The organism is Terrabacter sp. 2TAF16, from assembly GCF_052115065.1.
Classification (GTDB): Bacteria; Actinomycetota; Actinomycetes; order Actinomycetales; family Dermatophilaceae; genus Terrabacter.
Window position 1 is genome coordinate 39,928 of sequence record NZ_JBFRFZ010000008.1, and the last position, 17,338, is coordinate 57,265.

General features: G+C 71.4%; 20 protein-coding genes and 1 tRNA gene. 10 read left to right on the top strand and 11 right to left on the bottom strand.

Annotation, left to right across the window (positions count from 1 at the left end; genetic code table 11):
* The first annotated feature begins 154 nt into the window (after window positions 1-154).
* On the top strand, window positions 155-1,276 hold the full coding sequence (locus AB4Z14_RS14095; RefSeq protein WP_442275720.1) for a carboxylate-amine ligase: 1,122 nt from the start codon (window positions 155-157) through the stop codon (window positions 1,274-1,276).
* 60 nt (window positions 1,277-1,336) lie between these two features.
* On the opposite strand, the gene AB4Z14_RS14100 is transcribed toward AB4Z14_RS14095, so the two are convergent.
* Entirely contained in the window at window positions 1,337-1,825 is a 489-nt protein-coding gene (locus AB4Z14_RS14100) for a hypothetical protein (RefSeq protein ID WP_442275721.1), read from the bottom strand.
* A gap of 150 nt (window positions 1,826-1,975) precedes the next feature.
* On the opposite strand from AB4Z14_RS14100, the gene AB4Z14_RS14105 reads away from it, so the two are divergent.
* Together AB4Z14_RS14105 and AB4Z14_RS14110 are read left to right on the top strand one after the other, a co-directional pair.
* On the top strand, window positions 1,976-2,491 hold the full coding sequence (locus AB4Z14_RS14105; RefSeq protein WP_442275722.1) for a DinB family protein: 516 nt from the start codon (window positions 1,976-1,978) through the stop codon (window positions 2,489-2,491).
* An 88-nt stretch (window positions 2,492-2,579) separates the two neighbouring features.
* Entirely contained in the window at window positions 2,580-2,831 is a 252-nt protein-coding gene (locus AB4Z14_RS14110) for a hypothetical protein (RefSeq protein WP_442275723.1), read from the top strand.
* Window positions 2,832-2,929: 98 nt separating this feature from the next.
* On the opposite strand, the gene AB4Z14_RS14115 is transcribed toward AB4Z14_RS14110, so the two are convergent.
* Together AB4Z14_RS14115 and AB4Z14_RS14120 are read right to left on the bottom strand one after the other, a co-directional pair.
* Window positions 2,930-3,006: transfer RNA gene (locus tag AB4Z14_RS14115), tRNA-Pro, on the bottom strand.
* Between the two features lie 112 nt (window positions 3,007-3,118).
* Window positions 3,119-4,057: a metallophosphoesterase gene (locus tag AB4Z14_RS14120; RefSeq protein ID WP_442275724.1), complete on the bottom strand. Its 939-nt coding sequence runs from the start codon at window positions 4,055-4,057 to the stop codon at window positions 3,119-3,121.
* Between the two features lie 80 nt (window positions 4,058-4,137).
* Here AB4Z14_RS14120 and AB4Z14_RS14125 point away from each other — a divergent pair, with 80 nt between their 5' ends.
* Window positions 4,138-4,593: a GatB/YqeY domain-containing protein gene (locus AB4Z14_RS14125; protein WP_442275725.1), complete on the top strand. Its 456-nt coding sequence runs from the start codon at window positions 4,138-4,140 to the stop codon at window positions 4,591-4,593.
* Window positions 4,594-4,663: 70 nt separating this feature from the next.
* Here the strand turns inward: AB4Z14_RS14125 and AB4Z14_RS14130 are convergent, their stop codons facing one another.
* Window positions 4,664-7,123: a penicillin-binding protein gene (locus AB4Z14_RS14130; protein ID WP_442275726.1), complete on the bottom strand. Its 2,460-nt coding sequence runs from the start codon at window positions 7,121-7,123 to the stop codon at window positions 4,664-4,666.
* 286 nt (window positions 7,124-7,409) lie between these two features.
* Here AB4Z14_RS14130 and AB4Z14_RS14135 point away from each other — a divergent pair, with 286 nt between their 5' ends.
* On the top strand, window positions 7,410-7,715 hold the full coding sequence (locus AB4Z14_RS14135) for a WhiB family transcriptional regulator (protein WP_442275727.1): 306 nt from the start codon (window positions 7,410-7,412) through the stop codon (window positions 7,713-7,715).
* A gap of 74 nt (window positions 7,716-7,789) precedes the next feature.
* Here the strand turns inward: AB4Z14_RS14135 and AB4Z14_RS14140 are convergent, their stop codons facing one another.
* From AB4Z14_RS14140 to AB4Z14_RS14155, 4 genes are all read right to left on the bottom strand, one after another.
* The gene (locus AB4Z14_RS14140; protein ID WP_442275728.1) at window positions 7,790-8,965 is read right to left on the bottom strand and encodes an ArsA family ATPase; all 1,176 of its coding nucleotides are present in this window, start codon (window positions 8,963-8,965) and stop codon (window positions 7,790-7,792) included.
* Window positions 8,962-10,011, bottom strand: coding sequence for an ArsA-related P-loop ATPase (locus tag AB4Z14_RS14145; protein WP_442275729.1), 1,050 nt, complete (start codon window positions 10,009-10,011; stop codon window positions 8,962-8,964). Before AB4Z14_RS14145 ends, AB4Z14_RS14140 begins: the two co-directional genes overlap by 4 nt.
* A gap of 70 nt (window positions 10,012-10,081) precedes the next feature.
* Window positions 10,082-10,999 carry a hypothetical protein gene (locus AB4Z14_RS14150; protein WP_442275730.1) on the bottom strand — a complete coding sequence of 306 codons (918 nt, stop codon included), beginning with the start codon at window positions 10,997-10,999 and terminating at the stop codon, window positions 10,082-10,084.
* Window positions 11,000-11,136: 137 nt separating this feature from the next.
* Window positions 11,137-11,907 carry an alpha/beta hydrolase family protein gene (locus AB4Z14_RS14155; RefSeq protein ID WP_442275731.1) on the bottom strand — a complete coding sequence of 257 codons (771 nt, stop codon included), beginning with the start codon at window positions 11,905-11,907 and terminating at the stop codon, window positions 11,137-11,139.
* Between the two features lie 73 nt (window positions 11,908-11,980).
* On the opposite strand from AB4Z14_RS14155, the gene AB4Z14_RS14160 reads away from it, so the two are divergent.
* Genes AB4Z14_RS14160 through AB4Z14_RS14180 form a run of 5 tightly spaced genes read left to right on the top strand, consistent with a single transcriptional unit; the run spans window position 11,981 to window position 15,017 of the window.
* Entirely contained in the window at window positions 11,981-12,136 is a 156-nt protein-coding gene (locus AB4Z14_RS14160) for a DUF4177 domain-containing protein (protein ID WP_142179199.1), read from the top strand.
* A gap of 14 nt (window positions 12,137-12,150) precedes the next feature.
* Window positions 12,151-12,615, top strand: coding sequence for a RidA family protein (locus AB4Z14_RS14165; RefSeq protein WP_020145788.1), 465 nt, complete (start codon window positions 12,151-12,153; stop codon window positions 12,613-12,615).
* Window positions 12,616-12,632: 17 nt separating this feature from the next.
* A complete protein-coding gene (locus tag AB4Z14_RS14170) occupies window positions 12,633-13,505 on the top strand; it encodes an NUDIX hydrolase (protein ID WP_442275732.1) in 873 nt (290 codons plus the stop codon).
* A gap of 40 nt (window positions 13,506-13,545) precedes the next feature.
* Window positions 13,546-14,343: an MBL fold metallo-hydrolase gene (locus AB4Z14_RS14175; protein ID WP_442275733.1), complete on the top strand. Its 798-nt coding sequence runs from the start codon at window positions 13,546-13,548 to the stop codon at window positions 14,341-14,343.
* Between the two features lie 20 nt (window positions 14,344-14,363).
* Window positions 14,364-15,017 (top strand): nucleoside/nucleotide kinase family protein, encoded by a 654-nt coding sequence (locus AB4Z14_RS14180; RefSeq protein WP_442275734.1) that lies wholly within the window; start codon window positions 14,364-14,366, stop codon window positions 15,015-15,017.
* Window positions 15,018-15,074: 57 nt separating this feature from the next.
* Here AB4Z14_RS14180 and AB4Z14_RS14185 read toward each other — a convergent pair whose 3' ends face one another.
* From AB4Z14_RS14185 to gntA, 3 genes are all read right to left on the bottom strand, one after another.
* Complete coding sequence (locus AB4Z14_RS14185; RefSeq protein ID WP_020145792.1) at window positions 15,075-15,752, bottom strand: Crp/Fnr family transcriptional regulator; 678 nt, start codon at window positions 15,750-15,752, stop codon at window positions 15,075-15,077.
* 65 nt (window positions 15,753-15,817) lie between these two features.
* The gene (locus tag AB4Z14_RS14190) at window positions 15,818-16,501 is read right to left on the bottom strand and encodes a DUF1989 domain-containing protein (protein ID WP_442275735.1); all 684 of its coding nucleotides are present in this window, start codon (window positions 16,499-16,501) and stop codon (window positions 15,818-15,820) included.
* A gap of 47 nt (window positions 16,502-16,548) precedes the next feature.
* On the bottom strand, window positions 16,549-17,325 hold the full coding sequence (gene gntA, locus AB4Z14_RS14195) for a guanitoxin biosynthesis heme-dependent pre-guanitoxin N-hydroxylase GntA (RefSeq protein ID WP_442275736.1): 777 nt from the start codon (window positions 17,323-17,325) through the stop codon (window positions 16,549-16,551).
* Window positions 17,326-17,338: the final 13 nt, after the last annotated feature.

The window sequence follows — 17,338 nt, forward strand, 5'->3', positions numbered from 1 at the left end:
CCCTTCGTCCCTCCCGCCGGAGCCCACCACGGGCCACACTGGTCACGCGGAGCAACGGGCGTATGCCGTCCGGCGCGCCGGGCGCCACACGGTGCCGTGGCGCGTCACCGGGCCACACGGCATACGTCCTCGGTCGTGCTCCGGAAGGAGCACCATGGTGCGGACCCTCGGTGTCGAGGAGGAGATGCTGCTCGTCGACGTCCACGACGGACGGCCACGGTCGGTGTCGGCCCAGCTGCTCGTACGGGCCGCGCGGCGGAATCCCGAGGAAGCGGGCGCCGGGGTGCAGGGAGCCGTCGAGGGGGAGTTCCAGCAGCAGCAGATCGAGACGCACACGCCGCCCACCGCCGACCTCGACGCGCTGCGCCACGAGGTGCGGCACTGGCGCACGGAGGCAGTCGCGGCAGCCCGGGGGACCGGGTCGAGCGTGGCTGCGCTCGCCACCTCGCCGCTGCCCGTCCGCCCGGTCGCCGTGACGTCGCCGAGGTACGCGTGGCTGCAGGAGCGCTACCAGCTCACCGCCCGCGAGCACCTCATCTGCGGCTGCCACGTGCACGTGTCCGTCGAGGGCGACGAGGAGGGAGTCGGCGTCCTCGACCGGATCCGGGTCTGGCTCCCGGCGCTGCTCGCGCTCAGCGCGAACTCCCCCTACTGGAACGGGCAGGACTCGGGCTTCGCGAGCTACCGGAGCCAGGAGCTCGCCCGGTGGCCGTCGTGGGGTCCGACGGGGCCCTTCGGGTCGGCGGACGCGTACCGCCGGCTCGTCCGCGACATGGTGCTGTCGTCCGTGGTCCTCGACGAGGGGATGGTCTACTTCGTCGCCCGACTGGCCCAGCACTACCCGACCGTCGAGGTCCGGGCCGCCGACGTGTGCTTCACGGTCGACGAGGCCGTCGTCGTCGCCGCCCTGTGCCGGGGGCTCGTCGAGACGGCTGCGCAGGAGTGGGCTCTCGGCCGTCCGGCGCCCGACGTGTCGACGACGATGCTCCGGCTCGCGACCTGGCAGGCCGGGCGCGAGGGTCTCGAGGGTCGTCTCCTCGACTGGCGCACCGGACTGCCCGTGCCGTGCTGGACGGTCCTCGAGTCGCTGCTCGACCACGTCGGACCCGCACTTCAGGCGGCGGGCGACCTCTCGGTCGTGCAGGAGGGGCTCGCGCGGGTGCGGGAGGAGGGCAACGGGGCCGTCCGGCAGCGCGCGATGCTGGCGCACACGGGTCGGCTCGTCGACGTCGTCGCCGAGGCGGTCCGCGAGACGGCACTGGCGGACGAGCCGTAGCGCTCCCGCCGGGCGTCAGCCGGGCGTCCACGCGGGCATCGGCCGGGCGTCAGTCGGGCGTCAGTCGGGCGTCGGGAAGCGCTCGTCGTCGTTCGGTCCCGCGAAGACCCGACGCTCGGGCGCCAGCTCGACGTAGGCGTGCCGGAGCCGGTTCATCGCCCTTATGAGGTCGGCGTCCTCCCGGCTCGCGAGGTTGACCCGGATCGCCGTGAGCGAGCCCATGACGAGGGCGGCCGACGCGAAGCCGACGGCCATGACCCGGAACGGCGTGCCGAAGCCGGTGGCCTGCGCGGTCAGGGCCAGGACGACGAGGAACGCCGACACGACGGTGAGGTAGATCGTGATCCGGCTCATGATCTCCGACCACGTCATGGAGCGGGTGCCGAGCAGGCTCCAGTGCTCCGTCGACAGGTAGACGGGGAGGCCGGGTGTCGTCGAGTCGCGCAGGCAGGGCGGGTCGGCGGCGCCCTCGACGGCTCCTTCTGCTGCTCCCTCGGTGGCCCCCTCGGGGTCGACGGACCGGCCTGCTGAAGGGGGCACGTCGCTCATCGCGGTCTCCGTCCCTGCTCGGGGGCCGGCCGCCCGGCCGGCACCTCCGCACCAGTGTCGCGCCGCGCCGGGCTCGACACCCGAGATTTTCTGTCGGCCGGGTCGGCAGGTCACCCCGACGGCGTGGGGGCTGACTGTCAGGATGTCCGGATGACGTGGACCGCGCCTGAGGTGTCGTTGCCGCAGTTCGAGCCGGTGGGGGACGAGCGGACCCTGCTCGAGGCCAGGCTCGCCTGGCGTCGCGCCGTGCTGCTCGACACGTGCGCGGGCCTGACCGGAGAGCAGCTCGCACAGCGCTCGGTCCCGCCGTCCAGCCTGTCGTTGCTCGGGCTGGTCCGGCACATGGCCAAGGTCGAGCGCGGGTGGTTCCGCGAGTTCATCGGCGGGGAGGACCTCGAGCCGATGTACGACCCCGCGCTCGGACCCGACGCCGACTTCGAGGACCTCGACCCGGCCCGGGCCCAGGCGGACTACGACCGGCTGCTCGAGGAGTGCCGGCTGGCCGAGGCGGCGCTCGCGACGGCCTCGTTGGACGACGTCCTCGCGACCGGCAGCGGACAGATGTCTGTGCGGGCCGTGGTGGGCCACATGATCTCGGAGTACGCCCAGCACAGCGGGCACGCCGACCTGCTGCGCGAGTGCATCGACGGCCGCACCGACCGGTAGGGGTCCGACGCGCTCGCGACCCACCCTTGACGCACCCCGGGTTCGCTGGAGGAAGATGCGGGTGAACCGACCTGTCCCTGGAGGAAAGATGTCCGATCACACGATCGCGTCCGACCACGAGCACCTTCCTGACGACGGCTGCGAGACCGTCGAGCACGGCGACCACCTCGACCACGTCCATGGCTCCGAACGTCACGCCGAGCGGGCCGTGCACACGGACCACAGTGACGCCCACGCCGAGGGCGACGGGTGCGAGACGGTCCAGCACGGCAACCACGTGGATCACCTGCACGATGGGCACCGCCACTACCAGCACGGCGACCACGTCGTCGAACACTAGGACTCCACGTCGGCCGCCGCTCCTCCTCGGATGTCGTCCCCCGACAGCCGAAGGGCCTGCTGGAACGACTTCGTCGTTTCCAGCAGGCCCTTCGCGGATGGTCGGGGTGACAGGATTTGAACCTGCGACCTCTTCGTCCCGAACGAAGCGCGCTACCAAGCTGCGCCACACCCCGGTGCTGCATCTAGCCCTGATCCGTGGACCGGAGGCAGCAGCAGAGATGCTAGCGCAGCCCCCGGCCCATCTCCGAATCGGGCTCGTCGACCGCCGCGACGGACCGTGCCAGTTCAGGCCTGCGAGCGGGGGACGAGCGTCAGGAGGGTCGCTTCGGGACGGCAGGCGAGGCGTACGGGAGCGGTGGGCGCGGTGCCCAGACCGGCGGACACCTCGAGCCACGCAGCGCCCTCAGGAGCCTGCGACGACGGCGTGGAGCCGGCTCCCGGCCACCAGCGCGACAGGCCCTTGACGCGGCCCGTGTCGAGGTCGCAGTTCGTCACGAGCGCGCCGTAGCCGGGCACGCAGACCTGGCCGCCGTGCGTGTGTCCGGCGATGATGAGTCCGGCGCCGTCGGAAGCGTACGCGTCGAGCACCCGCTGGTAGGGCGCGTGCGTCACGCCGAGCGTCAGGTCGGCCTCGGGCGACGCCGGCCCGCGCACGAGGTCGAGGCGGTCGTAGCCGAGGTGCGGGTCGTCGACGCCACGCACGTCGATCCGCAGGCCGCGCACGGTGAGCGAGTCCCGACGGTTCGTCAGGTCGACCCAGCCACGGGATCCGAGCCCGCGGACGAGGTCGGCCGTGGGCAGCCGCTGGGTCGTGCCCACGCCCTTGCCGAAGTTGCGGGTCAGGTAGCCGAGGGGGTTCTTCAGCTTGGGGGCGAAGTAGTCGTTGGACCCAAGGACGAAGACGCCGGGGATGCCGAGGAGCCGGTCGTACGCGTCGAGCAGCGCGGGCACGGCATCGGGGGCCGCGATGTTGTCTCCCGTCGTGATGACGAGCTCAGGGTCGAGCGAGGCGAGGCTGTGCACCCAGGAGCGCTTCGCGCGCTGGCGCGGCAGCAGGTGCAGGTCGGACAGGTGCAGCACCCGCATTGGCTCGGCGCCGTCGGGCAGCACCGGCACGTCGAAGCGACGCAGCACGAAGGCGTTGCGCTCGACGAGCGAGGCCCAGCCGAGCACCCCGGCGCCGGCGATCCCCAGGCCCAGGACGGTCTTGGTCACGGCACGCATGGGGCCCATCCTCGCACCCGAGGGCCGCACCCCCGACAAACCGGTCGGGGCCCGCGTGGCCGACCTGACAGACTGGCCCCATGAGCACCCTCAAGGAGCAGCTGAAGTCCGACCTGACGTCCGCGATGCGCGAGCGCGACCAGGTCCGGGCCGGTTCGCTGCGGATGGCCCTCACCGCCGTCACCAACGAGGAGGTCGCCGGGACCGAGCACCGCGAGCTGACGGACGACGACGTCCTCAAGGTCCTCACCAAGGAAGCCAAGAAGCGTCGTGAGGCGGCGACGGCATACGTCGGCGCGGGACGCCCGGAGCTCGCGGCCAAGGAGGACGCGGAGCTCGCCGTCCTCGAGGCGTACCTGCCGACGCAGCTCGGCGACGACGAGCTCGAGGCGATCGTCCGAGAGGCGGTCACCGCCTCCGGCGCCACGGGTATGCCGCAGATGGGCCTCGCGATGAAGGCCGCCAACGCTGCCGTGGCCGGCCGCGCCGAGGGTGGACGCGTCGCCGCCATCGTGCGCCGGGTGCTCGCGGGTTGAGGCCCACCCACGTCGCCGACGGACGACGAAGGCCCGACGCGCATCGCGTCGGGCCTTCGTCATCGCTGGGTCAACCGCGGCCTGGCGGCTTGGTCGGTTTGCCGCCTCCGTGGCCGTTGCCGTTCCCGCCGCCGCCGCCACCGCCACCGCCGCCGGTGCCGCCGGGGGTGAAGACGGTCGTCTGCGGGGCGGGGAGTGCCTGTCGGAACCCGCCGCGCGAGGTGTAGATCGTGATCATGCTGCCGGGCGGCGGCGACTGGTAGGGCGAGATGCCCGCCACGAGGCCCTGCGGCACCTGCGAGGACATCGTCCCGCCGACCTGCGTCTGGAAGCCCGCCGCCTGGAGCAGGGACTCGGCCTCGGCGACGGACCGCCCGACGACGGCGGGCAGCTGGCCCGGAGTCACCGTCTGGTTGGCGGTGTCGGTGCCGAGGTACTTGTCGGCCGGATCCCCGAACTTGACCTCGGGCTGGCCGTCGAGGGCCTTGTTCATGATGGCCTTCCAGATCGGCGCAGCGATGGCCGCTCCGTGCATGACCGGGTAGAACTCGCCGCCGACGCGGACGTTCTTCATGACGCGGGTCACCGGGTCGTAGGGCGTGCCGACCCAGACGGCCGTCACGAGCTGCGGCGTGTAGCCGACGAACCACGACTCGTTGTTGTTGTTGGCGGTACCGGTCTTGCCGGCCGACTCACGGGTGCCGTCGTTGAGCTGGTTCCGGATGCCCGAGCCGTGGGTCATGTTGTACTCGAGGAACTTGTCGGTCGCCTTGGCGACGTCCGGCTCGACGACCTGGTCGCACTTCGACGCCGGCAGGGCGACGTTCTTGCCGCCCTGCGTGATCTTCGTGATGGCCACCATCGGGCACTTCTTGCCGTCTGCGGCGAGGACGCCGTAGGCGTGCGCCACACCCTGCGGGGAGACGTCGTCGCCACCGAGGATGTACTGCGGGGCGTACCTGCCGATCGTCTGGCCGTCGGAGCGGTGCAGACCCAGGCGGATCATCGTGTCGCGGACCTTGCAGCCGCCGAGCTGCTCGACGAGGGCGACGAAGGCGGTGTTGGTCGACAGCGCCGTGGCCTCCATGAGCGAGATGTTGCCGCCCTTGAACGGGGTGTCGTTGCGCACCTTCCACGTGTCGCCCGGACCGCAGTTGGCGGTGCCGCCGGGCCACTCCTTGGGCGTGTACGTCGCCTTGCTCTCGCCGCCGGCCGCCTTGGCGTTGACCGACGACTTCGTCGTCATGCCGGACTGCATGGCCGTCACGAGGGCGAATGCCTTGGCGGTCGAGCCGAACTGGAACCCGCCGGACCCGCCGTACTTCTTGTCGAGGGCCCAGTTGATGCCCGTCTCGCCGCCGGCGTCCTTGGTGACGGAGTAGGCGGTGTTCTGGGCGAAGGCGAGCACCTTGCCGGTGTTGGGGTCGGCGACGTAGGCCGCGGAGCCGATCCGGGCCTTGTTGCCGATCGGCACCTTCTTGGTGATCTCCTTCTGCGCGTAGTCCTGCAGCTTCGGGTCGAGGGTCGTCGTGATCGTGACGCCGCCGCGGTAGAGGGTGCGCTTGCGCTCCTCGAGCGTCTTGCCGAGCTGCGGCATCGTCAGGGCGTAGTTGACGATGAAGTCGCACCAGTACGGGTAGGGCGAGGCGAGGCACGTGCTCTTCGGCTGCGTCACGCGCATGTCCTGCTTGAGCGTGCGCTTCTTGGCGGCCTGCCACTGCTTGTCGGTGATGCGGCCGAGCTCGTGCATGCGGTCGAGCACGACGTTGCGTCGGGCCAGGGCCTTCTTCGGGAAGTTCACCGGGTCGGTGGTGCCGGGGTTCTGCGTCAGCCCGGCGAGGAGTGCGGCCTGCGACAGGGAGAGCTTGTCGGCGTGGACGCTGAAGTAGTGCTGGGCCGCGGCCTCGACGCCGTAGGCGCGGTCGCCGTAGTAGACGAGGTTGAGGTAGCCCTCGAGGATCTCGTCCTTCGTCAGCTTCTTCTCCAGCGTGATGGCGTACTTCAGCTCCTTGAGCTTGCGCATGTAGTCCTTCTTGACGGCCTCGGCGGCCGCCTCCTCGTTGCCGGAGCTGAGGGCGGAGTACTGGAGCGAGATCTTGACGTACTGCTGGGTGAGCGACGAGGCGCCGACGGACGAGCCGTTGCGCAGGTTGGAGATGACGGCGCGGGCCGTGCCCTGGATGTCGATGCCACCGTGGTCGTAGAAGCGGTGGTCCTCGATCGCGACCTGGGCCTCACGCATGATCGGCGCGATCTTGTTGAGCGGCACGATGGTGCGGTTCTGCTCCTGCGGCGTCGCGATGACGGTGCCGTCAGCGGCGAGGATGCGGGAGGTCTGGGCCAGCGGGTCGGTCGTGAACTCGCTCGGGAGCTCGTTGAAGACGTCGACGCCGCTGCGCGCGAGCGCGCCGGTGGCGCCCACCGCGGGCATCACCAGGCCGGCGGCGAGCAGTCCGAGCACGAGCGCGGACGCGAGAAACGCGCCGAGCAGGCTGATGACGCCACCGATCGAGGTAGTGCGTGAAGACATGGGCCCAAGGGTAACCGCTCACCCTATGGCCACTGGACTTGTGCAGCCACCCGGGTCTGCAGGTGTCTCAAACCACCCGCTCGCGCCTCTGGATGACCAGGGGTCCGAGGTCCAGGTGACTAGTCACCGTCCCAACTAAATGGTCCATAGAGGCTATGTCCGGCGCGGCCCAGCGCTCGTAATGTCTCGTTTGGGCCTTAGGGGGGTCCACATGATCAGGATCGGTGGGACGGTCCGCGGTCAGTCCGGATGTCATGGGAGGCGCCGGGCGGGGAGGGGAAACAAAATGAGTGCTGTCGCAATCGTGGATCCGTGGGTGAACGAGTGGGCCAGTCAGGCCAGCTGTTCAGGCGTGGACCCGGATGCTCTGTTCGTCCGAGGCAAGGCCCAGCACGACGCGAAGGCCGTCTGCAAGACGTGTCCTGTTCTCGCGCAGTGCCTGGCCGAGGCTCTCGACAACCGGACCGAGTTCGGCGTCTGGGGAGGCATGACCGAGCGCGAGCGCCGGGCCCTGCTCCGCAAGCGTCCGGACATCACGTCCTGGAAGTCGGCGCTCCGTTCGGGCATGGCCTCACAGGTCAAGCACGACTGAGCCGGCTTCACGCCGACCGTTCGCCGGTCGGTCCACGTCGTACGTGAGCGGGGCCGTGGCCACCTGAGGGTGGGTCACGACCCCGCTAACGCATGCCCGATCTCCCGCAGGCCGTCGAGGTCGTGGACGTCGCGTCCCAGCGCCGGCACGTGCGCGACGGGTATACCGGGGTGTGACCGTGAGAAGCGGTCCGCGAGCTCGCGCTGTCGCTCGGCCGTGCGCACGAGCGATGCGTGCAACCGCAGCAGGCCGGCGGCGTTGGATGCCGACTTCGGTCCGCCGCTCTCCTCGAGCGACTCCGCGGCGGCGAGCGCGCGCGACGGGGTGACCCCGGTCGCCGAGACGCGACCGATGCGGTTGACGACGAGCCCGGCGAGCGGCATACCGTCCGCTTCGAGGCGGTCGACGAAGTAGGACGCCTCGCGGAGCGCGTCGCGCTCCGGTGCGGCGACGACGAGGAAGGCCGTGCCGTCCTCGGAGAGCAGGCGGTAGGTCTCGTCCGCACGCTCGCGGAAGCCGCCGAACATCGTGTCGAGCGCGTTGACGAACGTCTGCACGTCGCTGAGCATCTGGCCGCCGAGGATCTTGGTCATCGTCGAGGTGACGATCTGGACGCCCACGCCGAAGACCTTGAGGCCGGCGCGCCCGCCCGCCTTGGCCGGCGCGGTGAGCAGACGGATGAAGCGTCCGTCGAGGAAGCTGCCGAGGCGGTTCGGGGCGTCGAGGAAGTCGAGGGCGGAGCGGGACGGCGGGGTGTCGACGACGATGAGGTCCCACGGGGCGTCCTCGGTGCCGGCGCTCGCCTTGAGCTGGCCGAGCTTCTCCATCGCCATGTACTCCTGCGTGCCGGCGAAGGAGCTGCTCACGGCCTGGTAGAAGGGGTTGGCGAGGATCTGCTCGGCCTTGCCCGGCTCGGTGTGGGCGATGACGACCTCGTCGAAGGTCCGCTTCATGTCGAGCATCATCGCGTGGAGGCTGCCGCCGGCCGCCGTGTCGATGTCGGTGACCGGCCGAGGGGTGTTGTCGAGCTCGGTGAGACCCAACGACTGGGCCAGGCGGCGGGCGGGGTCGATCGTCAGGACGACGACCTTGCGGCCCGACTCCGCGGCGCGCAGGCCGAGGGCGGCGGCGGTCGTGGTCTTGCCGACGCCGCCTGAACCGCAGCACACGACGATCTGCGTCGCCGGATCGTCGATGAGGGCGTCGATGTCGAGGAGGGGCGCCTTGGTCGAGACGGGTCCGGGGCTCATGCGTGGGCCTGCTCGTTCCCGGTCGGCGCTCCGGCGCGGTGGAAGAGCGGGACGAGGAGGTCGGCGAGCTCGCGGACCGAGCCCGAGTCGACGCCGCCCGGGAGTGCGGGCAGCTCGGCGATCGGCAGGCCGGTGGCCTCGAGGAGTGCGAGCTGCTCGCGCTCGAGGTCGATCCGCTGCGCGTGGTCGCGGGCCTCCTCGAGCAGGCCGTCGACGAGCTCCGGTGTGGCCTTGACGCCGGCCTCGCCGAGCTGGGTGCGGATCGACGGCTTGTGCAGCCGGCCCGCGCGCGCCTGCTCGAGCGCCGTGTCGTCGAGGAGCGGCTCGCGCACCATGTTGACGATGATCGCGCCCGGGTGCAGGCCCTTGGCCCGGAGGTCGGCGATGGCCTCGAGGGTCTCCTGCACGGGCATCTCCTCGAGGAGGGTCACGAGGTGGACGACGGTCTGCTCGGACTCGAGCAGGCGGGTGATCGAGCCGGCCTGCGAGGCGATCGGTCCGACGCGGGCGAGGTCGGCCACCTCGGAGTTGACCGAGAGGAAGCGTCCGATGCGTCCGGTCGGCGGCGCGTCGAGGACGATGCCGTCGTAGACAGGGGGTGCGTCGCCCTTGTGCTTGCCGTCCCGGCGGCGGCGGTTGGCCTCGTAGATCTTGCCGATGAGCAGGACGTCCCGGACGCCGGGGGCGATGGTCGTCGCGAAGTCGATGGCGCCGAACTTCTCGAGGAGCTTGCCGGCGCGGCCGAGCTTGTAGAAGAGCTGGAGGTACTCGAGGAGCGCGGCCTTGGGCTCGATGGCCAGGCCGACGACCTCGCCGCCGCCGGGCAGGCGCACGATGCGGGTCTCGTCGGTGCCGAGCGGGGGGACGTCGAAGGTCTGGCTGATGCCCTGCCGGCCCTCGACCTCGGTGAGCAGCACGTGGGCATGGGCCGACGCGAGGGCCAGCGCGATGGCCGAGGCGACGGTCGTCTTGCCCGTGCCGCCCTTGCCGGTGACGACGTGCAGCCGCGCTCGCGCCCAGGAGGGGTCGGTGGGGCCGGTCGTCACCCCTCCACCTTAGGGCGCGCCCGGACGCGCCCCGGTTAGAGGTGAACACGCCGCCAATTCGTCGACCGCATCACCTCAAAGCGCCGCGTTGCTGCAACGCCTGCGCCACCTGGTCCATGAAGGCGTTCTCGTGCAGGCGCAGCCCGATGTTGGGGATGCGCAGCACCGTGTCGCGCGAGAGCGTCACGCCGTTCTGGCGCAGAGCATCGAGGACGGGTGCGAGGCCCCACGTGTGCTGGATGCCGTCGATCTCGACGACGACCCCGCAGCGCCAGCGGACGTCGAGGTAGATCCGGCCCTTCGGTCCTCGGCGTACGACCTGCCGGTCCGGTTCGGGGAGCCCCCGGGCACGGCAGAGTCGGGCGAAGTCGAGCTCGCCCAAAGACTGCGCACCGAGCGCGATGTCCTTGACGACTCCACCCACGAAGGCGCGCCGTCGACGCCCGCGGATCGTCCGCGCCGTCTCCAGCAGATCTGACGCCCGAACGAGCCCCTGCTGCGTCGGCAGGACCAGCAGCAAGGCGGCCTGCCGATCCGAGTCGGCCCAGTGAGCGGCCCGGATCGCGGCCACGGCCGGCCGAACTCGGGGTATGCCGTGTGGCTCGAGCTCGCGGTCGTGGCGGCGCGTGATCTTGTGCACTCGAACCCCCGGTAGTCGCTTGACCGTGTGGGAGTGGACGACGGAGAGATGGACGCGATCGTCGCAGTGGCCCTTCATCCCGGCCGCGAGTAGAGCGGTCACGCCATCGAGGGCCGCGACGTCGGCGCCGGTCTCCCAGACCGCGCGCCACTGCAGCTCCTCCTGACCGAGTGGTCGGGTGTGCAGGGCCACCGTCTGCAGGCCGTGCGTCGTCCAGCGGTGGGCCCTGACCTCTGCCCGCACGTCGGCGGCACTGATCCCGTGTGCTCGCAGCGAGGCGCGAGAGACCACGCCGAGGTCTGCGGCGTCGACGACGCGGGCCCTCTCACGGCGCCGGGTGGATCTCATGACCCGACCCTGCAGCCGCGCGGGTCGCCGGGGGCGGTCGGCGAACCAGCCTGGGGACAACTCCGAGCCGGTGCGACCGGATGTGGACGACGCCGCGTTTGAGGTATCCACGCCGCGGAAACGGCGGCGGGTTTACCTCAACTGGGTGGGAGGAGGGTGGCTACTGCCGCCTGGACGGCCGTGAAGGCGGGCGTCGTCGGGTCGATGACGGCGAAGTGGTCGGCTCCGGGCACGACCTGCTCGGTCACGTCGCCGCCGGCGGCCTTGGCCCTCGCGACGTAGTCATCGGCCACGCCCAGCGGCACGGTGTCGTCGTCGGCCCCGTTGACGAGCCGCACCGGCACCTTCGGAGGCAGCGTCGACATCGGGTCGGCCGAGGTCCACGCCGCCTTGCCCGGTCCCGACCCGACGAAGTCACGCGTGGCGTCGGACCCGAGGTGCAGCCGGTCCGCGGCACCGAGGTCGACGACCCCGGCCAGCGAGACCACACCGGCGATGCCGCGCTCCGACGCCCACGGCTGGCCCGCCGCCCACGTGACGAGGTGCCCGCCGGCGGAGTGGCCGACGAGGACGAGCGACTTCGGCAGGTCAGGCTGCGACGCGATCGACGCGACGAGGTCGCGCACGTCGTCGAGGGTCCCGGGGACGCCGCCACCCGGCATACCGACTCGGCGGTACTCCGCCAGCACCACGTGGTAGCCCGCCGCCGCGAAGGCGCGGGCCTCGGGGAGCGCGTGCTCGCGGTCGTACTGCGCCCGCCAGAACCCGCCGTGGACGACGACGACGGTGCCCCTCGCCGCAGGCGCACCCGACGCCGGCGGGATGACGTCGTAGACCTGCGCGGGGTCGCTGCCGTAGGAGCGCGTCGAGGCGCTCGCGGGGGACGTCGTCGAGGGGCTGCGCGTCATGGGCGTCATGGTGTCACCCGCGCCACCGACGCACCCCGAGAGAGCCGTGGTGACACTGAGTAGGGTGATGGCCATGACCCAGTGGGAATACCTCACCGCACCGCTTCTGATCCACAACACCAAGCAGATCCTCGACAACTTCGGGGCGGACGGGTGGGAGCTCGTCCAGATCGTCAACGGTCCCGACGGCACGAGCCTCGTCGCCTACTTTAAGCGCCCGAAGTCCTGAGGAGTCACCGCACCATGTCTGCAGTCGAAGACCGCCTGTCCGAGCTCGGCCTCACCGTGCCCGAGGTCGTGCCGCCCGTCGCCGCCTACGTCCCCGTCGTCCGTGAGGGCGACCTCGTGTTCACCTCTGGTCAGCTGCCTATGGTCGACGGTTCCCTCGCCGCGACCGGCAAGGTCGGCGCCGAGGTGGACGCCGAGACCGCAAAGTCCCTCGCCGAGACGTGTGCCCTCAACGCGATCGCGGCGATCAAGTCCGAGATCGGCGACCTCGACACGGTGACCCGTGTCGTCAAGGTCGTCGGTTTCGTCGCCTCCGACCCGGGCTTCACCGGCCAGCCCGGGGTCATCAACGGCGCGAGCGAGCTGCTCGTCAAGGCGTTTGGTGACAAGGGGATCCATGCCCGTTCGGCCGTCGGTGTCGCTGCGCTCCCGTTGGACGCACCCGTCGAGGTCGAGGTCATCGTCTCCGTCGCCCGGTGAGTGCGGGTGATGCCACGATGACGGCAGGTGAGCGCCAGGTGACCGGCACCGTGGGTCGCCGGTTCCCCCTGACCACGACGCCCGGCATCTCCGACACCGCGACCCGCTGGCTCGCGGGGGAGCGCTGGGACGAGGCCGAACCCCGCCGCGCCAGCACCGTCATGCTCGTGCGTGACGGCGCCGGCGGCGTGGACGGACCCGAGGTCTTCATGCTGCGGCGCGTCTCCGAGATGGAGTTCGCGCCGAGCATGATGGTCTTCCCCGGCGGTTCCGTCGACGACCGCGACGGCGAGATCGGCCTGCCGTGGGCGGGTCCCTCTCCGTCCGAGTGGGCCGACCGGCTCGGCTGCTCGCCCTCGGAGGCCCAGATGTACGTCGCGGCCGCGATCCGCGAGGTCTTCGAGGAATGCGGCGTGCTCCTGGCGAGCCCGTCGGCGAGCGGACCGCTCGCCATGGTCGACGGCCCCGAGTGGCTCGACATCCGCCTCGCGCTCGTCGACCGCCGGCTCTCGCTGGCCGACGTCCTCCGCGACAAGGGGCTGGTCCTGCGCTCCGACCTCATCGTCGCCAAGGCGCACTGGCTGACCCCGGTCTTCGAGCCGCGCCGCTACGACACGTGGTTCTTCGCCGCTCTCATGCCGCCGCTCCAGGTGGCCGACGGCGAGACCACCGAGGCCGACCAGGCCACGTGGGTGGTGCCCTCCGAGCTGCTGAGGGCGTATTCCGCCGGGTCGGCTCTCATGCTGCCCCCGACGGTCGTGTGCGTGGAGGAGATCCGCGACGCGCCTTCTGCCGCAGACGTGGTCGTGCACAGTGAGCACCTTCCGCTCATCATGCCGGAGGTCGTCGACGGCCCCGGCGGGCCGGCCATGGAGATCGTCGAACGATGAGCCCGGTGACGTCGTCGGGCCGGCCCCGGGACGTGTCGCGGTGATCGGCACCGCGGCCGACCCCGGCTGGCACGGCGGCATCACGAGCGAGCGCGCCGAGTGCGTGCTCTGCCCCAACCCGTCGCCGATGACCCTCGACGGCACGAACACGTGGCTGCTCGCCGAGCCGGGCTCTGACGAGGTCGTCGTCGTCGACCCGGGCCCGCTCGACGAGCACCACCTCCAGCACGTTCTGCGTCGCGTCGCCGACTCCGGCCGCCGGGTCGCGCTGACCCTCCTCACCCACGGGCACGACGACCACGCCGAGAGCGCCGACCGGTTCCACGAGCTGACCGGCGCCCCGGTGCGGGCCTTCGGGCGCGGGCACGACGACCTGTGGGCCGGCGAGGCCATCACGGTCGGCGGGCTCGAGATCCTGGCCGTGGAGACGCCCGGACACACGAGCGACTCCTTCTCGTTCGTCCTCCCCGCCGACGACACCCTGCTCACCGGCGACACGATCCTCGGGCGCGGCACGACCGTCGTCGCCTGGCCTGACGGCAGCCTCGAGGCCTACCTCGCCTCCCTCGACCGCATCGAGGCCCTGACCCGGGCCGGTGACGTCACGAGCCTGCTCCCGGGCCACGGGCCGTTCGTCGCCGACGCGGCCGCCACCGTGACCTTCTACCTCAGGCACCGCGCCGAACGGCTGGGGCAGGTGCGCGACGCGGTCACCCGAGGTGCGCAGACGGCATACGCGGTCGTCGAGGAGGTCTACGCCGACGTGCCCCGGAGCGTCTGGCCGGCGGCGGAGCTGTCGGTGCAGGCGCAGCTGGAGTACCTCCGCACCCACCCGTGACGAGGTGGGAGACTCCGACCGTGCATGGCATCGAGGAGCTCGTGGCTGCCGCGGTGGCGCTCGTGGGCGACCGCCGCCGGGCCGTGCTCGGCATCGCCGGCGCGCCGGGGGCGGGCAAGTCGACCCTCGCGGTGGCGCTGGTCGAGGCCGTCGCGGCTCGCAAGGGTGCGGACTGGGTCGCCCACGTGCCGATGGACGGCTTCCACCTCGCTGACGCCCAGCTCGACCGGCTCGGCTCGCGGTCGCGCAAGGGCGCGCCGGACACCTTCGACGCCGACGGGTATGCCGCCCTGTTGCGTCGTCTCGTCGAGCAGCCCGACTCGTGGGTCTACGCGCCCGGCTTCGAGCGGACGCTCGAGCAGCCGATCGCGGCGGCCACGGTCGTGCCCCCGGCCGCCCGCCTCGTCGTCACCGAGGGCAACTACCTGCTGCTCCCCGAGGAGCGGTGGGCGCGGGCCAGGGCCCAGCTCGCCGAGGTCTGGTTCGTGTCGGGGGACGACGTCCTGCGACGGTCGCGGCTCGTCGAGCGCCACGTCCGGTTCGGCAAGGCGCCGGCCGAGGCCGAGGCCTGGGTGGCCCGCAACGACGACGTCAACGCGGCGCTCGTCCTGGCCACCGGCGGCGCCGACCGCATCGTGCGCAACGGTCCGGACGGCTGGACCTTCAGCGGTTGAGGTGTTCGGCGAGGGGTTCTGCCCGCGTGTCCACCTCAACCGGGTGGGAGGCGCGAGTCAGCGAGCGCGGCGCTTGAGCCGCTCGACGTCCTGCAGGAGCACGGCGCGCGCCTCGAGCCGCAGCCAGCCGCGCGTCGCGAAGTCCGCGAGCGCCTTGTTGACCGTCTCGCGGGAGGCGCCGACGAGCTGCGCGAGCTCCTCCTGGGTCAGGTCGTGGGAGACCATGATGCCGCCCTCCACGGGGCGGCCGAAGCGCTCGGACAGGTCGAGCAGCGCCTTGGCGACGCGACCGGGGACGTCGGTGAAGACGAGGTCGGCGAGGTGGGCGTTGGTGCGGCGCAGGCGCTGCGCGAGCGCCGCGAGCAGGGCCTTGGAGACCTCGGGGCGGCCGGTGAGGATCGCCGTGAGGGAGTCGTTGCCGAGGCCGAGGAGCTGCGTCTCGGCGACGGCCGTGGCCGTCATGGTGCGCGGGCCCGGGTCGAAGAGGCTGAGCTCGCCGAACATCTCGCCCGGGCCGAGGATGGCGACGAGATTCTCGCGTCCGTCGGGGCTCGTGCGGCCGAGCTTGATCTTGCCCTCGGCGATGACGTAGAGCGTGTCGCCCCGGTCTCCCTCGTGGAAGAGCACGTCGCCGCGCTCCATGTGCGACCGGCTCATCTCCGACTGCAGCGCGGAGGCCGCCTCGTCGTCCAGAGCCTTGAACAGGGGCGCACGCCTCACCACGTCGAGATCCACGGGGTCAGTGTGCCACGTCGCCTCCGCCGTCGCCCTGCCACCACAGGGGTTTCGGGCCGCGCGTCTCAGTCGTCGATGCGGTAGTCGATCGGCTTGCAGACTCCGTTGTTGGACTTCTCGGCCGAGCAGGCGGTCAGGCCGACGACGAGGTCGGCCTCGGCACGCAGGACGAAGCGGTCACCCGCCTTCGAGGTCGGCGGGTCGATGTGCAGCTCGCCGTCGCGCTCGTTCCACACGTTCATGAAGATGTTGAGCGTCGTCGAGATGCGGTCGGGCTCGACGCCGAAGGCCGCCATGTTCGTCGCGAGGTTCTCGAAGCAGCTCGGGTGGTAGGCGCCCTCGAACTCGGGGTAGAGCAGGTCAAAGGTCTGCCGCGAGCACGGCGTCAGCAGGATGTCGTGGTGCCCGCACGTGTCCTCGACGACGGTCGCCATCGGCCTGCTCCGGTTGCTGTAGAGCACGCTGCCGGTCGTCACGGCGGTCGAGTTGGCGTAGTCGATGGTGCGGCCCGAGCTGAACCACTCGTCGCGGTCGTCGTCCATGACGGCGAAGAAGTCGCTGACCTGCTCGCCGGTCGGGTCGATGACGGTGAGTCGCTGCCCGGCCCTGAGGACGAAGGCGGCTCCGGTCTGGGGGGCGAGCCGGGTCAGGTCCATGCCGTCACGGTAGTCGCCGGCCGGTTGCAGCACCGGGCCGCCGGGGCCGAACAGTCGGTCCGTCGTGAGTCGGGCGTCCTGCGAGATCGTCATCCTTGCTCCCCTGTGGTCCTCGGTCGTGTGTCGGGTCGTGCGTGCGTCTAGTCGGCGTCGTGGACGTCGAGGGGCGGCTCCCAGCCGCCCTGGTGATGCCGCCCGGAGTACTGCATGGCCTCGCTGCTGTCGCCGTGGTCGGCGACCATCGGGTTGACGAAGCCCTGGAGGTCCTCGTCGCGCCGCCGGATCGTCGTGCGCATGCCGTCGAAGCGTCCCTCGGCCCGCAGCTCCTCGAACTGGTCGTGCGGGTTGAAGACGAGGGTGGGTAGCGGCGCGCGCCGGGCCACCCGCGAGGCGGCCGGGTGCAGACCGACGATGAAGTACGCCGTGCCGCCGGCGGAGAAGGCGAAGTGCGGGTCGTTGGGGTCCGAGCCCACGCCGTCCGCCCATGAACTGTCGTCGGCGTCGTGGAGCCGCTGGAGGAGCCCGAAGAGGGACGCCTCGAACCCGGCCTCGTCGGTGGGTAGGGGCCCTCGGAAGGTGGCGATGAAGGAGTGGAAGCCGCTCTCGCCCTCGATGGACCCGGCGAAGGCGGCGAGCCGCTCCAGCAGCTGCGTCGGGACGTCCGGGCCGGACATGTCGTCGAGGACGACGTGCGCGACGCTGCCGCGGCGGAAGACGGACTTGGCCCCGAGGCAGGGGAACTCGGCATGGGTGACCATGAGCTCGAGGGCCCGGACGACGTCGTCGTCGGAGGCGTGGGCGAGGTCCATCCCGGCCAGCAGGTCGAGGGTCGTCTCGAGCCCGTGCCGCTCGTCGGGGGCGAGCAGCCCGGGCGCCGTTGTGGGCGTTGGGGCTTGGGTGCGCGTTTCGGTTGACATGTCGGACTCCTCC